Source organism: Pseudoalteromonas sp. Z1A8 (genome assembly GCF_011378855.1).
GTDB lineage: Bacteria > Pseudomonadota > Gammaproteobacteria > Enterobacterales > Alteromonadaceae > Pseudoalteromonas.
Window position 1 is genome coordinate 61731 of record NZ_WTLB01000011.1, and the last position, 16998, is coordinate 78728.

Below are 16998 nucleotides of genomic sequence, written 5' to 3' on the forward strand. Positions count from 1 at the left end.
TTATACTTCTACAACTTCCAACTCTAATTCTTCTGCAGATAAAACAATGCCTGTGCTGTCGGCATAAATAAAGTCGTCATCAAAAAATGATACGCCTGCAAAGTTAACACCTATAGCATCTTCGCCAGCACCTTCGCTGTCGGCTGCAACAGGAATAGAAGCAATTGCCTGAATGCCTAAATCAAGTTCTTCAAGTTCATCAACATGGCGTACTGCGCCGTAAACAACAATACCATTCCAGTTGTTTTCAAGGGCTAATTCGGCCAGTTCAATATCGATTAGTGCGCGACGAGTTGAGCCACCACCATCAATAAGAAGTACTAATCCTGTACCATCTTGAGAAAGTAATTCGCGGATCAGTTCATTATTTTCAAAACATTTAACCGTTTTAATGCGGCCACCAAAGCTGTGTCGACCACCAAAGTTGATGAACATTGGTTCTAGCACGTCAACCACGTCAGCAAAGTGGTCGCATAAATCAGAAGTGCTGTAATCCATTATTTTATCCTCAAAAGGTACATTAATTTATAACTCAGTATACCCTCCTTATAAGCAATAACAACGACTTAATCGCAGTAAATTTGGTCAAAACAAGCGTTAGATCATCAATCGCAATAATAGTGTATTAAAAGCGTCACTCAATTGTTATTTACAACACATAAGCTAAATCGGTGTTCATATATTATGCAACAAGGGTAGATGATGGATAATAATATGCTTAAAAAGGTAACTCAGATAGATGAGCAATTATTTTTAACTTTGTTTAATTGCAATTCACCTAGATGGTTTAAAACAATGGCGTTTGGATTATCTAAAAGTGGTGATGGTGGATTGTATGTATTGATCTGCTTAGCTGTATGGTGGCTTAGTAATAATGAGCAACATCAATTATTGCCAGCAACGATATTAATTGGTTTTGTTATAGAGAGACCTATTTACTTACTGGCCAAAAATAGATTTGCTCGAATTCGTCCATGCGACTGTTTGGTAACAAACGCCTATATAGTTCCCAGTGATAAGTTTAGTTTGCCATCAGGTCACAGTGCAGCTGCCTTTTTAGTCGCTATTATATTAAGCCATTTTTTTCCAGAATATGCATGGCTACTACTTAGTTGGGCAGCCGGTGTGGCTATTTCTCGTGTGGTATTAGGCGTGCACTTTCCTGCAGATATTATTTTAGGTGCAACTATTGGTAGTTGTTGTGGCCTATTTGCGTTAGCGCTCGTGGTGCCTGCATGAAAATACTGTACGGAGTACAAGGCACTGGTAATGGACATATAACGCGCGCTCGCGTTATGGCAAGTTGCTTTACTAAACTCGGTATTGAGGTTGATTATGTTTTTTCAGGGCGTGCAAATAAAGATTACTTTGATATGCATGAATTTTCAGATTATAAAGCGTTTCGTGGTTTATCGTTTAGTACTGAAAGTGGGCAAGTCAAAAATTTAAAAACACTTAAAAATGTACGAGTTTGTAAGCTGGTGAGTGATATAAAATCGCTTGATGTAAAACAGTACGACTTTGTACTTAATGACTTTGAGCCCATTACTGCATGGGCTGCAAAAAGAGCAGACGTACCCGTTATTGGCATTAGTCATCAAGCTGCATTTTTGTCAGATAATGTACCTATGTTTGGTCGTGGTATATTCAGAAAATCGCTCATTAAACATTACGCACCAGCATCTACTTACTTAGGTGTACACTGGCAACCATTTGCAAATAACATAATACCGCCTTTTATTGCTCATCATAATCATGAAAACCCTGTTGCAGTAATGAATAAGGTATTGGTGTATTTACCTTTTGAAAACTTAGATAGCGTTGTTGATTATTTAAAAGACTTTCCCGAAAAAGAGTTTTATTGTTATCACCCACATGCCAGTAATCAATCTTTTGGGCATATACATTTGCGAACCCCCTCACGTTCTGACTTTTTAAATGACTTAGCAAATACCAGTGGTGTTATTGGTAATGCAGGATTTGAGCTTGCCAGTGAAGCGCTTAAATTAGGTAAAAAGTTACTATTAAAGCCCTTGTATGGACAGTTTGAGCAAGCAGCAAATGCACAAACATTGTTTGCCATGGGTATGGCGCATGTTATGAACTATTTAAACCCGCAAGCTCTTGATGACTGGAATAGTGCTCCGCAAAATAAGCAAATAAATTACCCAAGCGATCCTGCACCATTAATTAATTGGTTGGTTAAAAAACAATGGAATAATACAGAGTCGTTACACAAAGGCTTATGGAAAAGCGTGAAAAATTAAAGGTCTGGCATTATTAATGATTTTTCAGCTTAGTAGGCTCGCTGAAAATTACCAATAAGTTTAAGGAATAAACTTTATTGGTACGCTGTTTTTACTTTGTTCGTGCTCAGCCACACGCGCTAAATACTCATCCCACAATCTATTTTGCTGCTCTTGGAGTTTTGTAAAATACTGCCAACTAAATAACCCGCTGTTATGCGCATCATCAAAATCTAAACGCAGTGCATAGTGCCCAACAGGTACTATGTTTTTAATACTAACTGACTGCTTATTTAAAACCAGTTTCATAGGGCCAGAGCCATGACCTTGCACTTCGGCAGAAGGGGAGTGAACGCGTAAAAATTCACAACTAAAAGTGGCTTGGCTGTCGTCGTCAAAAAAAACGTCTAAGTTTTTACTCACGCTGTGATAATGCACTTTTGTAACGTGTTTCATTTAATATGTCCCATAAAAAAGCCCCCGTACGGAGGCTTTTAGTATAAAGGGTATCAATTAAAGAATGAAGCGACTTAAGTCTTCATCTTCAACAAGTGCACCTAGATGCTTTTCAACATAAGCGGCGTCAATGACAAGTGACGAACCTGCTTTTTCAGAAGCATCGTATGAAATTTCTTCCATCAATCTTTCCATCACTGTGTGCAAGCGGCGGGCACCAATGTTTTCGGTCTTCTCGTTTACTTGCCACGCAGCTTTAGCAATACGCTCAATAGCATCATCACTAAACTCAATAGTTACTTGCTCAGTTTTAAGGAGCTCTCGTTGTTGCTCAGTAAGCGATGCATGCGGCTCTGTAAGGATGCGTTTAAAGTCATCTGCAGTCAGTGCTTCAAGTTCTACTCGAATCGGTAAGCGACCTTGTAGCTCAGGTATCATGTCTGATGGTTTAGACATTTGGAACGCACCTGAGGCAATAAATAACATGTGGTCAGTTTTAACCATGCCATGTTTAGTATTTACCGTTGAGCCTTCAATTAGCGGTAGTAAATCGCGTTGAACGCCTTCGCGGCTCACATCTGGACCTGAGCTGTCACCGCGTTTACAAATTTTGTCTATTTCATCAATAAACACAATACCGTTTTGTTCTACTGCAAAAATAGCCTGTTCTTTTAGCTCTTCAGGGTTTACTAATTTAGCGGCTTCTTCTTCCGTTAATAGTCTGAAGGCTTCTTTAATTTTTAACTTACGTTTAGTACGTTTATCGCCGCCCATGTTTTGAAACATGCTTTGTAACTGGTTGGTCATATCTTCCATACCAGGAGGGGCCATAATTTCTACGTTTGGTTGAGCTTGTGCTAAGTCTATTTCGATTTCTTTATCGTCTAATTGACCTTCACGTAATTTTTTACGGAATGTTTGGCGAGTAGATGAAGTATCGTCGCGTTGGCTTTCGCCATATTGATCTTTAACAGGTGGTAAAAGTGCATCTAAAATACGCTCTTCTGCTGCTTCCTCGGCGCGATGTTTAAACTTTTTAGTTTGTTGCTCACGTGTCATTTTAATAGAAACATCAACGAGGTCACGTATGATCGTATCTACTTCTTTACCAACATAACCAACTTCAGTAAATTTAGTCGCTTCTACTTTAATGAATGGTGCGTTAGCAAGTTTTGCTAAACGGCGGGCAATTTCTGTTTTACCTACACCGGTTGGACCAATCATTAAAATATTTTTTGGTGTTACTTCGCTACGCAAATCTTCATTTAATTGCATGCGGCGCCAGCGATTACGAAGCGCAATAGCGACTGCTTTTTTAGCCTTAGCTTGACCAATAATATGCTGATCTAGTTCGTGAACAATTTCTCTTGGAGTCATATCAGACATAACGGTTCCTATTATAATTCTTCGATTGTTTGGAAGTTATTAGTAAATACGCAGATGTTGCCTGCAATAGTTAAGCTTTTCTCTACTATTTCACGAGCGCTTAAATCTGTATTTTCTAAAAGGGCGGTTGCAGCTGATTGCGCAAAGTTGCCACCACTGCCAATTGCAATTAGGTCGTTTTCTGGCTGAACTACATCACCATTACCGGTAATAATTAAAGAAGCGGTTTCGTCTGCAACAGCGAGTAACGCTTCGAGTTTTCGAAGTGCACGGTCACTTCGCCAATCTTTAGCCATTTCTACTGCGGCTTTAGTTAGGTTACCTTGGTGCATTTCTAATTTGCTTTCAAAACGTTCGAAAAGAGTGAAGGCATCAGCAGTACCGCCGGCAAAACCAGCGATTACTTTGCCATTATAAAGACGTCGAACTTTACGGGCGTTGCCCTTCATTACGGTGTTACCAAGCGAAACTTGGCCATCGCCGCCAATTACAACTTTGTCGCCGCGGCGAACACTTACGATAGTAGTCATGTTATTCCTCATCATCGAGCTGCAGAGGCAACTCGTAAAAAACGATTATGATGAGGTTATATGGGTGAATGGTTTATTTTCAAGTCCAGCCCCAAATTCCGCAGCCGACTATTTTTACACGTTTAAGTTTGTTTTTATCGCTTTCGGCTTGGCGTTTGGTTTTATAAGGGCCTAAACGTACTTTATACCAAGTACCATTGCTGCCTTCAGCCTGTTTTATTTCAGAAATTAGCCCTGCAAATGCGATTTTAGCTTTTAACGATTCAGCTTGTGCATGAGTTCTGAACGAACCGCACTGCATAACATAAGGACCTTTTTGCTCAAGTTCTTTTACTTCAACTTGAATTTCGTGGTTTCTGATTTCTTTAATAAATTCCGGTGTACGTGGAATAACAACTTCTACTTTTGCGGGTGCTGTTGGGTTAGCTTGTTTTTCGACAAGTTTTGGATCGGCATTACTTTTTATAAACCATAGTGTGTAGGCAAAACCACCTACGAGTAAGATGGCTATAACGGCTAAAAGAATAGGAAATGGTTTTTTAGCGGGTGCGTTTTTTTTACTGTTTCTGCCTGCAGGCTTTTTATTAATATAATCGTGCTGTGCCATGGTGTTATTTTGGCCTTAACCTAAATCATGTCTATAGGGTCTACGTCTAAGCTCCAGCGTACTTTTTGTGCAAGTTTACTGGTACTTAAATAATCAACCATTTGCGCAAGGTACTGATGTAATATGCGACGATCTTGCGCTTGAATATGCAATTGAAAACGATACATACCTGCGACTCTTTCAAGTGGAGCAGGGATCGGACCAAGCAATTGTATACCAGATACCCCATTCACAGGAACCAAATCCGTCAAAAAATCGACGACTAGCTTAATACTATGTCCTTGTGCACGGACAATGGCCATATTTGTAATAGGCGGCAAGTCTGCATCATCGCGCTCACTAAGGGCAAAACGGGCAAAATCTTGGTAACCATTATTAACTAAGTCTTGTAAAAGAGGGTGTTCTGGAAAGTGCGTTTGTAATAACACTTGGCCAGGCTCTCCTGAACGCCCAGCACGACCCGCTACTTGGGTAACTAATTGCGCTAAGTGCTCTGTCGCTCTGAAATCGCACGAGTATAAGCCGCTATCAACGTCTAAAATTATAACAAGGCTTACATCTGCAAAATGATGACCTTTTGCAAGCATTTGTGTACCCACTAAAATACGTGCGCCACCTAGGTTTATTTCATCAAGTGCTTTTTCAAGGCTACCTTTACGACGGGTTGAATCGCGGTCTATGCGAGTAACGGGTGTATCAGGGAATTCACTTGATAAAAACTCTTCAATTTGCTCTGTGCCTTTACCGTTAGGAAATATTTGTGTACTTCCGCAATCAGGGCATTGGTGAGGGACAGGGTATTGATCGCCACAGTGATGACAGATCATTTGCCCAATCGCTTTATGAAATGTAGCGCTGGTACTACAGCGTTTACACTCGCTCAACCAACCGCACTCATGGCAAATAAGGGTGGGTGAGAAACCTCGACGATTTAAAAATACCATAACCTGTTTACCGCGATTTAAATGCTGGCGCATAGTAGCAAGGCTTGCGTGCGCAATACCTGCTTGGTCGGGCTGACCTTTCATATCGAGTAACTTAAATTGATTGTCGGTCGCTGTTTGTGCACGCTCGGTTAAACTTAATAGCTGATATTTGTTATTAATTGCTTTGTGAAGTGTTTCAAGCGCGGGTGTGGCGCTGCCTAATATAAGCGGAATTTTATGCTGAAAAGCTCTGTAAGCGGCTAAATCACGGGCATGATAGCGAAGAGTATCTTGTTGTTTAAATGACGAATCGTGTTCTTCATCAACAACAATCATTCCGAGTTTTAAGAATGGCAGGAAAATACTCGAACGTGTGCCAATAACTATCGCGCAACTGCCTTTTTCGCAAAAGCGCCATGTTTGTAAACGTTCGTTGTCGGTAAGTGCAGAGTGCCAAAGCATAATAGGTGTATCAGGAAAGCGGCGGCGAAAACGATTCACTGTTTGTGGGGTTAAGCCTATTTCGGGCACGAGTACGAGGGCTTGCTCGCCACGTTTGAGTACTTCTTCTAGGCACTGTAAATACACTTCGGTTTTACCACTGCCCGTTACGCCTTCTAATAAAAAGCTGCTAAAGCCAGTACTTTGATTGATAGCTGTGCAGGCAACCGCTTGTTCTTTATTAAGCACTGGTTTACTACCGACGGTTGGCGCAACACTTTGCCATTGATTATCGTGCTCAATAGTTTGTGTTATGAGTTCTTTATCTATTAGGCTATCTATTGTTTTTTTACTAAAGCCCAATGCTTTTAACTCAGTTAATGATGACTTACCTGATTGCGATAACTGCTTTAATAGGTTGAGCTGTGTTTTAGCTTTTAATGACGGTACTTTTGCACCTTTTTCTGTCAGAGCAACCATATTAATACTGGTTTTATCAGGCGATTCACCTTGGCGAAGTACAGCAGGTAGCGCTATATGAATAGTTTCGCCTAAGGGATAACAATAATAGCGGGCAGTAAAGCTAAGGAGCTCTAAGTGCTGGGCACTTAAAATGGGGGTGTCGTCGATGACTTCTATGATGCTTTTTATTTTATTTTCTGGGACGTCGGTACTGCTCTTAATACCGAGAACAACAGCTACTTTTTTTTGATTACCAAAAGGTACCAAAACCCGCATGCCAGGTAGTAAATGAGTTGATAAGCCACTGAGCTGTTCTTCTATTTTATAATCAAAGGTGCGTGGAAGCGGGACTTTAATAGCAACTTCAACAAAACTCATAACAACTCAACCCGTAAAATTAATGCTGTAATGTACTAAAAATACCGTTAAAAACCTACTAGCAATAGTACTTGAGAGCCAGATTGTTCACTTTTTTGGCAAAAACATAAATAAATACTTGTGTAGGGGGAGGTTGTTGGATAAAATCCGCCACCAACAAATTTGTTTTAACGACGTATGGTGCCAAACTCCGGGTTTGGAGAGCGATGCGGCCTTAACTAGAGGTTCCTATGAAAGAAGGTATTCACCCTAAGTACGAAGTAATTTCTGCAACATGTTCATGCGGAAACCAATTCGAAACTAGCTCAACTCTTTGTAAAGACATTCACTTAGACGTATGTTCTGCGTGTCACCCGTTTTACACTGGTAAGCAAAAAGTTTTAGACACTGGCGGACGTGTTGATCGTTTCAACAAACGCTTCGGTGCACTTGCCAGCAAGAAATAATTATTGCTGTTTAGTTAAAAAAAGCACTTTAGGGTGCTTTTTTTGTGCCTAAAATTTGTTATTTATTATTTTATTTCGTTTCGTTGATTTTAGCTATACCCCCTTTTGCATAACTATTTCCTATTTTTATTCTGAGTATGCATAAACCTTTACAGACAAATCGATAGATATTCTCTATATTTTAAATAGTATAATTTTTAACTAGGTTGATAAAAGTAGCTAACGTGGGCTTATCTGTTTTTAAAGTAGAGTAGTAGGCTGTTATTTTAAGTTTATGCTGATACTTTATACATACATTTTATTAATATTTTAATAAGTATAAAAGCACCTCAAAACTTACTTTTTAGGTGAATTTTTATTTATGAAATGTTGATATAATCCTGCAAAGTTACTAAAAAATCTCTTAAAATCAAAGGATATAGCATATAACAGGATAGACCTGATATTGCTTGGAATTTAAAAATAATAAGGGTATCGTACCCCAAGACTCCACCTCTCACTTTAACTTAAATTGCAGGATACCATCGCGTTATGTCTGACTTTCGTGAACAAGCACTACATTATCACTCACATCCCGTACCTGGTAAAATTAGCATTGAGCTAACAAAGCCCGCTGAAACGGTTCATGATCTCGCACTTGCGTATAGCCCAGGTGTTGCCGAACCTGTACGTGAAATTGCTGCAGATCCTGCAAATGCATATAAATATACCGGTAAAGGTAATATGGTTGCGGTTATCACTAACGGTACTGCAATTTTAGGACTTGGTAATTTAGGTCCTTTAGCGTCTAAACCTGTGATGGAAGGTAAAGCGTTATTGTTTAAACGTTTTGCAGGGCTTGATTCTATTGATATTGAAGTTAAGCACAAAACAACAGAAGACTTTATTAATACGGTTGCCAACATTGCCGACACCTTCGGCGGTATCAACCTTGAAGATATTAAAGCCCCAGAGTGTTTCGAAATTGAAAAGGCATTGATTGAACGTTGTAGTATTCCGGTTTTTCATGATGATCAACACGGTACTGCAATTGTAACGGCTGCTGGTATGCTCAACGCGTTAGAGGTACAAGGTAAATCAATTGAAGATGCAATTATTGTATGTTTAGGGGCTGGCGCTGCAGCAGTTGCGTGTATGGAGCTGTTAATTAAGTGTGGTGCACTGCGTGAGCACATTTACATGCTGGACCGTAAAGGTGTTATTCATACTCGTCGCGATGACTTAAACGAATACAAACAACTGTTTGCTAACAATACCGATAAACGTACGCTGCAAGATGTAATTGCAGATGCGGATGTATTTGTAGGCGTTTCTGGCCCTAACTTATTAGCGGCTGAAGATTTAAAACTAATGGCAGCAAAACCGGTTGTGTTTGCGTGTTCAAATCCAGATCCTGAGATTGATCCTGCACTTGCGCACGGCGCACGCAACGATTTAATTATGGCAACAGGGCGCTCTGATTACCCTAACCAAGTTAATAATGTTTTATGTTTCCCGTTTATTTTCCGTGGTGCACTTGATGTACGTGCAAGTGCTATTAACGATGAAATGAAAATTGCTGCAGTAGATGCTATTCGAAGTATTGCCAAAGAGCCAGTACCTGCAGAAGTTTTAAAAGCCGCTGGTGTAGATAAACTAGAATTTGGTGCGCAGTATATTATTCCAAAACCAATGGATCCACGTTTACTGCCGCGTATAGCAAGAGCTGTTGCACTTGCTGCTATTGAGTCAGGTGTTGCACAAATTGAGCTACCTGAAAACTATATGCAGTAATACCAATCCGCAATAATACTTAATCAATTTGAGGAGTTAAATCTGACGTTAACTACGTTAAAAATTTCTGATATACGACTGCATGGATGCAGGAGGTAGAGCAATGCAGGAGCAATTGCCGAGAACAACTAAATAACGAAATTTTTGCCTTGTTATCGACACGATTTTCTTCCCTCAAAATAGATCACTTCATTAAGCGAATTGGTATAAATCTATACAGTAGAGCTATGCAATAAAATTTAGATATAAAAAAACCTCAGTAATTACTGAGGTTTTTTTGTCTTTGTAATATTTATTCTTCGTTTAAAACGGGTACTTCTAGACCCATTTCTTGCATTATTTTTTTAACTTCTTCAGGTACTTTTTCTGCGTTATCTTTACGTAGGTCGTCATCATTTGGTAAAGGTTGGCCTGTAAAAGCATGCAAAAACGCTTCGCATAGCAATTCACTATTTGTAGCATGGCGAAGGTTGTTGATTTGACGACGTGTACGTTCGTCAGTTAATACCTTTAATACATTTAGCGGGATCGAAACGGTGATCTTTTTAACTTGCTCTGATTTTTTCCCGTGTTCTGCGTATGGGTGAATATATTCACCATTCCATTTAGCCATAAGATGTATCGTTGCCTCAGATTATTAATTTCTCACACGGCATAAAAAGCGTGTAAATATGCGTGAAATTCTATCGATTTAAAAAAGATAGTCAAATAATAGATACAGATCTACCTTAATAAGCCTATTGTGAATGTAAATATAGGCGCACTTTAACAAACTTAATTGTGCCGTTAGTTATGGCTATCTTTATTTTTAGCCATCTAGAGCTTTAAAATACTTTGACTTATCAAAATGGATAACTTACTCTTTTAGACGTCTAAACATCCAAATTAATCAGGTAACGAATATGAGCGAAGAAAATAAAGCAACCATTGCTGTGCGTAACGGCGTTGATGCTGATAAACATCATGGAGCGGTAGTACCGCCAATCTATTTATCGACTACGTATTCGTTTGCCGACTTTGATACTAAACGCGAGTATGACTATGGTCGTAGCGGCAATCCTAATCGGGATATTTTAGCTGAAACGCTTGCTAAGCTTGAAGGTGGTGCTCGCGGCATAATTACTGCCACAGGCATGGCTGCCGTACATTTAGCTACTCAGTTACTTAACAGTGACGATACGCTAGTAATTCCACATGATTGTTATGGTGGTAGTTATCGTTTATTTACATCGCTGCAAAAACGCGGCTTACTAAAGCTCGAAATACTAGATTTAACAAAACCAGAAAGCCTGCAACAAATTTTAGCAATTAAACCTAAACTCATATGGATAGAAACGCCAAGTAACCCAGTACTTCGTTTAACAGACATTAAAGCGGTTACCGATGTTGCAAAAAAATGCGGTGCATTGGTGGCTGCAGATAACACGTTTTTGTCACCGGTCTTACAAAATCCTATTAAGTTTGGTGTCGATATTGTGGTGCATTCAACGACTAAATACATTAACGGACACTCAGATGTTGTGGGTGGCGCTGTTATTGCCGCAACACAAGAGTTAGGCGATGAGCTTGCTTGGTGGGCTAATAACATTGGTATTACGGGCGCACCTTTTGATAGCTATTTAACGCTACGTGGTTTACGTACTTTAAATGTGCGCCTAAGGCAGCATCAAGAAAATGCACTGGCAATAGCTAAATACCTTGAAAGCTCTGAATTTGTAAGCCAAGTTTATTACCCAGGTCTTAAGTCACATCCTCAACATGAACTAGCTAAAGCACAGCAGCTTGGTTTTGGTGGCATGGTGAGTTTTGATATTAAAGGCGATATAAACGACGCTGCGGCATTTTTAACTAGCCTTAAAACGTTTAGTTTAGCTGAGTCATTAGGTGGCGTAGAGAGTTTAATTTGTCATCCTGCAACCATGACGCACGCAGGCATGGATGCAACAGCACGTTTAGAGGCGGGTGTTGGCGATACGCTTATTCGTATTTCGGTAGGTATTGAAGATATACACGATTTAGTCGCTGATTTTGAGCGCGTGTTTGAACTTGTAAAACCAGGGCAAAATAAAAATGTTGGCCGTGTTGGCAAAGGTGCAGGTACTTCTGGTGGTAACGTTAAATTAAGTGCAGCCCGTCCGGCGCTTTGGTAAGTAATACCAATCCACAATAATACCTAATCAATTTGAGGGATTAAACCGCACGCTAACGTCGTTAAAAATTTCTGATATACGACTGCATGGATGCAGGAGGTAGAGCAATGCAGGAGCAATTAGTGATAACAACTAAATAACGAAATTTTTGCCTTGTTATCGGCACGGTTTTCTTACCTCAAAATAGACCACTTAATTAAGCGAATTGGTATAAATATGGTTAATTGTATACATAAATTTGGTGGTTCGAGTTTAAGCTCGAGCGATCGCTATCAAAGTGTAGCAAAAATAATAATTACGCATACTCAACCGGGTGACTGTGTCGTGGTATCGGCTGCGGGTAAGACAACCGATACGCTAGTATTACTTTGGCAAAGCTATCAAAAAGAAGATACTCAAGCAGTAGCCGATATTTTATTGCAGTTAAATAACCATCAAAGTGATTTAATAGAGCAGCTATTAGAAGCCGATTTAAAGCGAATTGCACTTAAAACACTAAGTATCGAGCTTAGCTATATTGCAGAACTTGCTCAGGCTGAGCAGCTAAAAGAGGCTGCGTTACTTGCACATGGCGAACTGTGGTCAGCACGTTTACTAGCCACTTATTTGCAGCAGCTAAATATTGAGGCATGTGCTCAAGATGCTCGCACTCTTTTTACCTTAAGTGATGGCGAATTAATGCATGCAAAAAATGTGCAGCAATGTGGGCAGTTAATTTTACCTAATAAAATAAATGTTGTTACTGGGTTTATTGCCGCTGATATTAAAGGCGAGACAGTAACGCTTGGACGTAATGGTAGTGATTACAGTGCAACACTGCTTGCAAATTATTGTAATGCTAAGCAAGTATGTATTTGGACTGATACGCAAGGAGTGTTTAGTACTGATCCACGTAAAGTGCAAAAAGCGATTAAATACGGCAAAATTTGCCGTGGACAAGCTAATTTACTGGCTCGTTTAGGTAATCCTGTTTTACATGCTAAAACGCTATCGCCTTTAAAAAACACTAATATAAAGCTAGCTGTACGCAGTAGTTTTGACGTTCAAGCAAGTCCAACTCATATTGTTAAAGAAGGCCTGGCTAAGAAAAAACGCTTTATAACGACGCTACAAAATGTTGATTTATTAACAGTAGAAGGCTTGAGTGAAGGTGAGGTTGCAAGTGTTAGCCAGCTTATTCAACATAGCCTTCATCACTTTAACCATAATGGCGAAGTGTTTTTAGTCGTACCGGCTGCACAAACATATCAAGTTATTAATTACTTTGCTGGTAGAGCTAATATTAGTGAGTCGAATTTAAACGGCTGTGCAGTTGTTGCCCCAGAGCAAAACATCAGCACACTTAAACTGCAAGCTTTAGAAGTATTAGCTGAGCAAACTATAAAACCGCGTTTTGTGCATCAAGATAATGGTTATGTTTTATTACTAACTGACCAATTTATTGATAGCGATGTGCAAAGCACGTTGCACGATAAGCTAGTTAACAAAGGCCAAGAAATTGCGATTATAGTTGCAGGGTTAGGTAATGTAGGTGAAGTATTTATACACCAACTGGCGGATCAATTTGAGCGGCTAAGTGGTGACTTTAGTATTAAATTAGTTGCTTTGGTTCGATCTCAAGAGATGCTGTTTAATCTAAGTGGAGTTAACCCTCAAACATGGAAAAAACAATGGCAGCTTGAGGCAATAAAATACCAAAGTAATGATTTATTAAATGCAATTAACGAGCTTGATTACGAGCATAAAGTAGTCATTGATATTACTGCTAGCGAGCAATTTAGCCAGCTTTATACTGGTTTTGTCCAAAGCGGTTGTCATTTAATTAGTGCAAATAAATATGCGGGCACAGCGCCTACACTTTGGTATCAAACCCTTAGAAATAATTTGGCAGAGCGCAACTTACATTGGCGATATAATACAAGTGTCGGCGCTGGTTTGCCTATTAACTTTGCCTTGGCAGATTTGCAAAATAGTGGCGATAAAATAACACGTATAGAAGGCGTATTTTCAGGTACGCTTTCGTGGTTATGTAGTAAATATGATGGTTCTACCGCATTTTCTGAGTTGGTACTAGAAGCACAGGAAATGGGATTCACAGAGCCAGACCCTCGCGAAGATTTATCTGGGCGTGATATGCAGCGTAAGCTACTTATTTTAGCTCGAGAGCTAGGTGTAGAGCTTGAACTTGATGATATTAGCTTGTCGGCATTGATGCCAGATGAACTTACGCTGGGAAATTGGGATGACTTTTTAAATAAAAAAGCACAGCTAGATGCGTTCATAGAAGAGCATGCAGCCGCAGCAAAAGCTAAAAATTCAGTACTTAGGTACACCGGGTTATTAGAAATTACAAACGATAAAGTAATTGCTAAAGTGGGAATCGCGTATGTGCCAAATGGTAATGCGTTAGTGAATTTAACACCGGGCGATAATATTTTTGTAATTAATAGTAAGTGGTACAATGACAACGCATTAGTGATTCAAGGACCTGGGGCAGGCAGGGAAGTAACCGCAGCAGGTATTCATTCAGATTTATATTGGCTTGTTCAAAACTTAAAATAGATTTTATATTTACACGAAATAAAACGGCCGCTTAAATAAGCGGCCGTTTTTGTATTACATACATATTATTAAAATAGTTCTTCTTCAGTTTTTGTGTCTTCTTCAAATATATCGTTAGGCTGAGATAGCACATACTTTGTAGGGGCGGTGCCTTTTTCAAAATATTCAAAGCGACTTGTGTAGTCGTTTTTATGACTCAACAGGCCAGTAGCTAAATCAATGCGGATTGAAACAAGCCCTTCAGGCGGTTCAATTGGCGCTTCAGGTGTTCCCTCAAGTGCGGCTTTCATAAACTCAATCCATGCAGGTTGTGCTGTTTTAGCACCCGATTCAGCGCCTGATATTTGGCTACTATCAAGGTTGTTATTGTAAGTTGAGCGACCAAGAGAGTTGCCAGGGTTATCAAACCCAACCCATACAGAAGTCATCACTTTACTGTTAAAACCACTAAACCAAGTATCTACAGAATCGTTTGTTGTGCCTGTTTTCCCCGAAAGGTCGCGACGTTCCAAGGCTTGCGCGCGCCAACCTGTACCACTCCAACCTGTTTTATGAGCCCAGCTTCCGCCGCCCCAAATACCACTGTGCATTGCATCAGCTATTAAAAATGCATTCTGCTTAGATATAATTCTCGGTGCACACTTTTTTGGTTGATCCACTTCAACGTTACTATTGTGTATTGAGAGTTCATTGTATGTTGGTAAAGACTCTTCGTCACAGGCAAGAGCAGGGTTTGCTTCAAATAATACATTGCCGTAGGCATCTTGAATCTCTGAAATAAAGTAAGGTTCAATTAAGTGACCACCATTGGCAAATGTACTCATACCCCTGGCAAGTTCAAGAGGGGTGATAGAAGCACTACCAAGCGCTAGTGATTCACTGCGATTAATGTCAGCGTTTTTAAAGCCAAATTTCAGTAAGTGATCGGCTGTACGTTGTAATCCTACACCGCGTAGCAAACGCACCGAAATAACATTTTTAGACTGCGCTAAAGCACGGCGAATTCGAATAGGTCCATTGTATACAGCAGGGCTGTTTTTAGGGCGCCATGCTACGCCTTGGCTTTTATCCCATTGGTTTATAGGTGCATCGTTTAATATAGACGCAAGCGTATAACCTTTTTCAAGCGCTGCTGAGTATATAAACGGTTTTATATTAGAACCAACTTGACGCTTAGCTTGTACCGCGCGGTTGTATTGGCTTTGCTCAAAGCTGTAACCACCTACTATGGCTTTAATTCTACCGTCTTGTGGATCGAGTGAAACAATGGCACTTGATGCTTCTGGTATTTGGCTTAGTAAGTAGCTGTCATCTTCATTTTTACGCACCCATATTTGCATTCCTGGCGTTAAAATATCAGCCGCAGCTTTTGGAGCAAAGCTTTGGCGGTAGCGAGTAATATATTTACGCGCCCATTTTAAGCTATCCCAAGTCAGCGTTGTTTGCTCACCGTTTTTAAGCAGTACCGTTGCTGTTTTATCATTAACGCTAAGCACAGCAGCTGCTTTTAAAGTGCCTAACTCATTTATGCTCTGTAATTTATTGAGTATTTGCTGCTTAGTTAAAGCCGGTTGTGTTTCAGGATTCCATAAAACATCAGTAGGCCCTCTAAAACCGTGGCGCATATCATAATTATGTAAGTTATTTACAAGTGCATTTTGCGCTGCCTTTTGAACTTTTGATTCGACAGAGGTGAATATTTTAAAACCTGAGTTATATGCTTTATCAATTCCATAACGAGAGACCATTTCGGCGCGTACCATTTCAGAAATATACGGTGCGTATAAGTTTATTTCTGCACCATGAAAATAAGCGGTTATAGGTTGGCTTGTTGCTTCGTTATATTGTTCTTGTGTTATGTAGTCTTCGGTTAGTAAGCGGCCTAAAACAACATTTCGGCGTGCTTTTGCACGAGTCGGGTTACGAATTGGATTTAAGGCAGAAGGTGCCTTAGGCAAACCAGCAATCATCGCCATTTGGGCAAGTGTTAAATCTTTTAACTCTTTGCCGTAATATACTTGCGCTGCCGCACCAATACCAAAAGCACGATTACCTAATTCTATTTTATTAAGATAAAGCTCTAATATTTCGTCTTTTGTTAATACATCTTCGATATGCAGTGCTATAAATATTTCTTTAACTTTACGAATATAGGCTTTTTCGCGTGTCAAAAAGAAATTACGAGCAAGCTGCATGGTAATAGTACTTGCGCCTTGTTTTTTCTCGCCGGTAGATATAAGAACAAGGGCTGAGCGTACAATACCTATAGGATCTATGCCAATATGATCGTAAAATCGATTATCTTCTGTTGCTAAGAACGCATTAATTAACGTTTGAGGAATTTCATCAATAGTCACTGGAATACGACGTTTTTCACCAAATTGATTGATTAAAAGCCCATCTTTAGTGAAAACTTGCATAGGGGTTTGTAATTGCACGTCTTTTAAAACTTGCACACTGGGGATATCAGGTTTAACGTAGTAATAAAGGCTGACCAAAGTGATCAGACCAATTAACACACAAATGATAAAAAATTGTAAAGTTCGTTTTAATAAAATCACTTATATTTCCCTAAATGGACTCCCAATTGCGAGTTTTGACTGCTAGTATATATTGATTAAAAAATGAATAATAT

14 protein-coding genes are annotated in these 16998 nt (G+C 39.6%); 6 read left to right on the plus strand and 8 right to left on the minus strand.

Features of this window, described 5'->3' with window-relative positions:
* The gene (gene rraA / locus GQR55_RS06375) at positions 1-498 is read right to left on the minus strand and encodes a ribonuclease E activity regulator RraA (RefSeq protein WP_008169908.1); all 498 of its coding nucleotides are present in this window, start codon (positions 496-498) and stop codon (positions 1-3) included.
* Positions 499-699: 201 nt separating this feature from the next.
* On the opposite strand from rraA, the gene GQR55_RS06380 reads away from it, so the two are divergent.
* Both GQR55_RS06380 and GQR55_RS06385 read left to right on the plus strand, forming a co-directional pair.
* The gene (locus GQR55_RS06380) at positions 700-1239 is read left to right on the plus strand and encodes a phosphatase PAP2 family protein (RefSeq protein WP_166419917.1); all 540 of its coding nucleotides are present in this window, start codon (positions 700-702) and stop codon (positions 1237-1239) included.
* Positions 1236-2267 carry an MJ1255/VC2487 family glycosyltransferase gene (locus tag GQR55_RS06385; protein WP_166419918.1) on the plus strand — a complete coding sequence of 344 codons (1032 nt, stop codon included), beginning with the start codon at positions 1236-1238 and terminating at the stop codon, positions 2265-2267. The genes GQR55_RS06380 and GQR55_RS06385 overlap by 4 nt, the downstream gene beginning before the upstream one ends.
* Positions 2268-2327: 60 nt before the next feature.
* Here the strand turns inward: GQR55_RS06385 and GQR55_RS06390 are convergent, their stop codons facing one another.
* The 5 genes from GQR55_RS06390 to priA all read right to left on the minus strand — a co-directional run bounded on the left by GQR55_RS06390 (position 2328) and on the right by priA (position 7432).
* Entirely contained in the window at positions 2328-2702 is a 375-nt protein-coding gene (locus tag GQR55_RS06390; RefSeq protein ID WP_166419919.1) for a gamma-butyrobetaine hydroxylase-like domain-containing protein, read from the minus strand.
* A gap of 57 nt (positions 2703-2759) precedes the next feature.
* Positions 2760-4088, minus strand: a complete 1329-nt coding sequence (gene hslU, locus GQR55_RS06395; protein WP_166419920.1) for an HslU--HslV peptidase ATPase subunit — start codon at positions 4086-4088, stop codon at positions 2760-2762.
* A gap of 11 nt (positions 4089-4099) precedes the next feature.
* Positions 4100-4618: an ATP-dependent protease subunit HslV gene (gene hslV, locus GQR55_RS06400; protein WP_002958366.1), complete on the minus strand. Its 519-nt coding sequence runs from the start codon at positions 4616-4618 to the stop codon at positions 4100-4102.
* 79 nt (positions 4619-4697) lie between these two features.
* A complete protein-coding gene (locus GQR55_RS06405) occupies positions 4698-5225 on the minus strand; it encodes an SPOR domain-containing protein (RefSeq protein WP_007582031.1) in 528 nt (175 codons plus the stop codon).
* A 20-nt stretch (positions 5226-5245) separates the two neighbouring features.
* On the minus strand, positions 5246-7432 hold the full coding sequence (gene priA, locus GQR55_RS06410) for a primosomal protein N' (RefSeq protein WP_166419921.1): 2187 nt from the start codon (positions 7430-7432) through the stop codon (positions 5246-5248).
* A gap of 230 nt (positions 7433-7662) precedes the next feature.
* Here priA and rpmE point away from each other — a divergent pair, with 230 nt between their 5' ends.
* Both rpmE and GQR55_RS06420 read left to right on the plus strand, forming a co-directional pair.
* On the plus strand, positions 7663-7878 hold the full coding sequence (rpmE, locus tag GQR55_RS06415) for a 50S ribosomal protein L31 (protein WP_076925367.1): 216 nt from the start codon (positions 7663-7665) through the stop codon (positions 7876-7878).
* Positions 7879-8409: 531 nt separating this feature from the next.
* Positions 8410-9651: a malic enzyme-like NAD(P)-binding protein gene (locus tag GQR55_RS06420; protein WP_166419922.1), complete on the plus strand. Its 1242-nt coding sequence runs from the start codon at positions 8410-8412 to the stop codon at positions 9649-9651.
* A gap of 292 nt (positions 9652-9943) precedes the next feature.
* On the opposite strand, the gene metJ is transcribed toward GQR55_RS06420, so the two are convergent.
* The gene (gene metJ / locus GQR55_RS06425; RefSeq protein WP_007586263.1) at positions 9944-10264 is read right to left on the minus strand and encodes a met regulon transcriptional regulator MetJ; all 321 of its coding nucleotides are present in this window, start codon (positions 10262-10264) and stop codon (positions 9944-9946) included.
* Between the two features lie 289 nt (positions 10265-10553).
* Here metJ and metB point away from each other — a divergent pair, with 289 nt between their 5' ends.
* Together metB and metL are read left to right on the plus strand one after the other, a co-directional pair.
* Positions 10554-11801, plus strand: a complete 1248-nt coding sequence (metB, locus tag GQR55_RS06430; RefSeq protein WP_166419923.1) for a cystathionine gamma-synthase — start codon at positions 10554-10556, stop codon at positions 11799-11801.
* Positions 11802-12017: 216 nt separating this feature from the next.
* Positions 12018-14363: a bifunctional aspartate kinase/homoserine dehydrogenase II gene (metL, locus tag GQR55_RS06435; RefSeq protein WP_166419924.1), complete on the plus strand. Its 2346-nt coding sequence runs from the start codon at positions 12018-12020 to the stop codon at positions 14361-14363.
* 68 nt (positions 14364-14431) lie between these two features.
* Here metL and GQR55_RS06440 read toward each other — a convergent pair whose 3' ends face one another.
* On the minus strand, positions 14432-16924 hold the full coding sequence (locus GQR55_RS06440; protein WP_166419925.1) for a PBP1A family penicillin-binding protein: 2493 nt from the start codon (positions 16922-16924) through the stop codon (positions 14432-14434).
* Between the last annotated feature and the right edge of the window lie 74 nt (positions 16925-16998).

Excerpts from the sequence above, each read along its gene's own strand:
- GQR55_RS06420 (WP_166419922.1), top strand. The coding sequence starts at position 8,410 with ATGTCTGACTTTCGTGAACAAGCACTACATTATCACTCACATCCCGTA.
- hslV (WP_002958366.1), bottom strand. The coding sequence starts at position 4,618 with ATGACTACTATCGTAAGTGTTCGCCGCGGCGACAAAGTTGTAATTGGC.
- rraA (WP_008169908.1), bottom strand. The coding sequence starts at position 498 with ATGGATTACAGCACTTCTGATTTATGCGACCACTTTGCTGACGTGGTT.
- GQR55_RS06405 (WP_007582031.1), bottom strand. The coding sequence starts at position 5,225 with ATGGCACAGCACGATTATATTAATAAAAAGCCTGCAGGCAGAAACAGT.
- metL (WP_166419924.1), top strand. The coding sequence starts at position 12,018 with ATGGTTAATTGTATACATAAATTTGGTGGTTCGAGTTTAAGCTCGAGC.
- metB (WP_166419923.1), top strand. The coding sequence starts at position 10,554 with ATGAGCGAAGAAAATAAAGCAACCATTGCTGTGCGTAACGGCGTTGAT.
- hslU (WP_166419920.1), bottom strand. The coding sequence starts at position 4,088 with ATGTCTGATATGACTCCAAGAGAAATTGTTCACGAACTAGATCAGCAT.
- GQR55_RS06380 (WP_166419917.1), top strand. The coding sequence starts at position 700 with ATGATGGATAATAATATGCTTAAAAAGGTAACTCAGATAGATGAGCAA.
- GQR55_RS06390 (WP_166419919.1), bottom strand. The coding sequence starts at position 2,702 with ATGAAACACGTTACAAAAGTGCATTATCACAGCGTGAGTAAAAACTTA.
- GQR55_RS06385 (WP_166419918.1), top strand. The coding sequence starts at position 1,236 with ATGAAAATACTGTACGGAGTACAAGGCACTGGTAATGGACATATAACG.
- metJ (WP_007586263.1), bottom strand. The coding sequence starts at position 10,264 with ATGGCTAAATGGAATGGTGAATATATTCACCCATACGCAGAACACGGG.
- priA (WP_166419921.1), bottom strand. The coding sequence starts at position 7,432 with ATGAGTTTTGTTGAAGTTGCTATTAAAGTCCCGCTTCCACGCACCTTT.
- rpmE (WP_076925367.1), top strand. The coding sequence starts at position 7,663 with ATGAAAGAAGGTATTCACCCTAAGTACGAAGTAATTTCTGCAACATGT.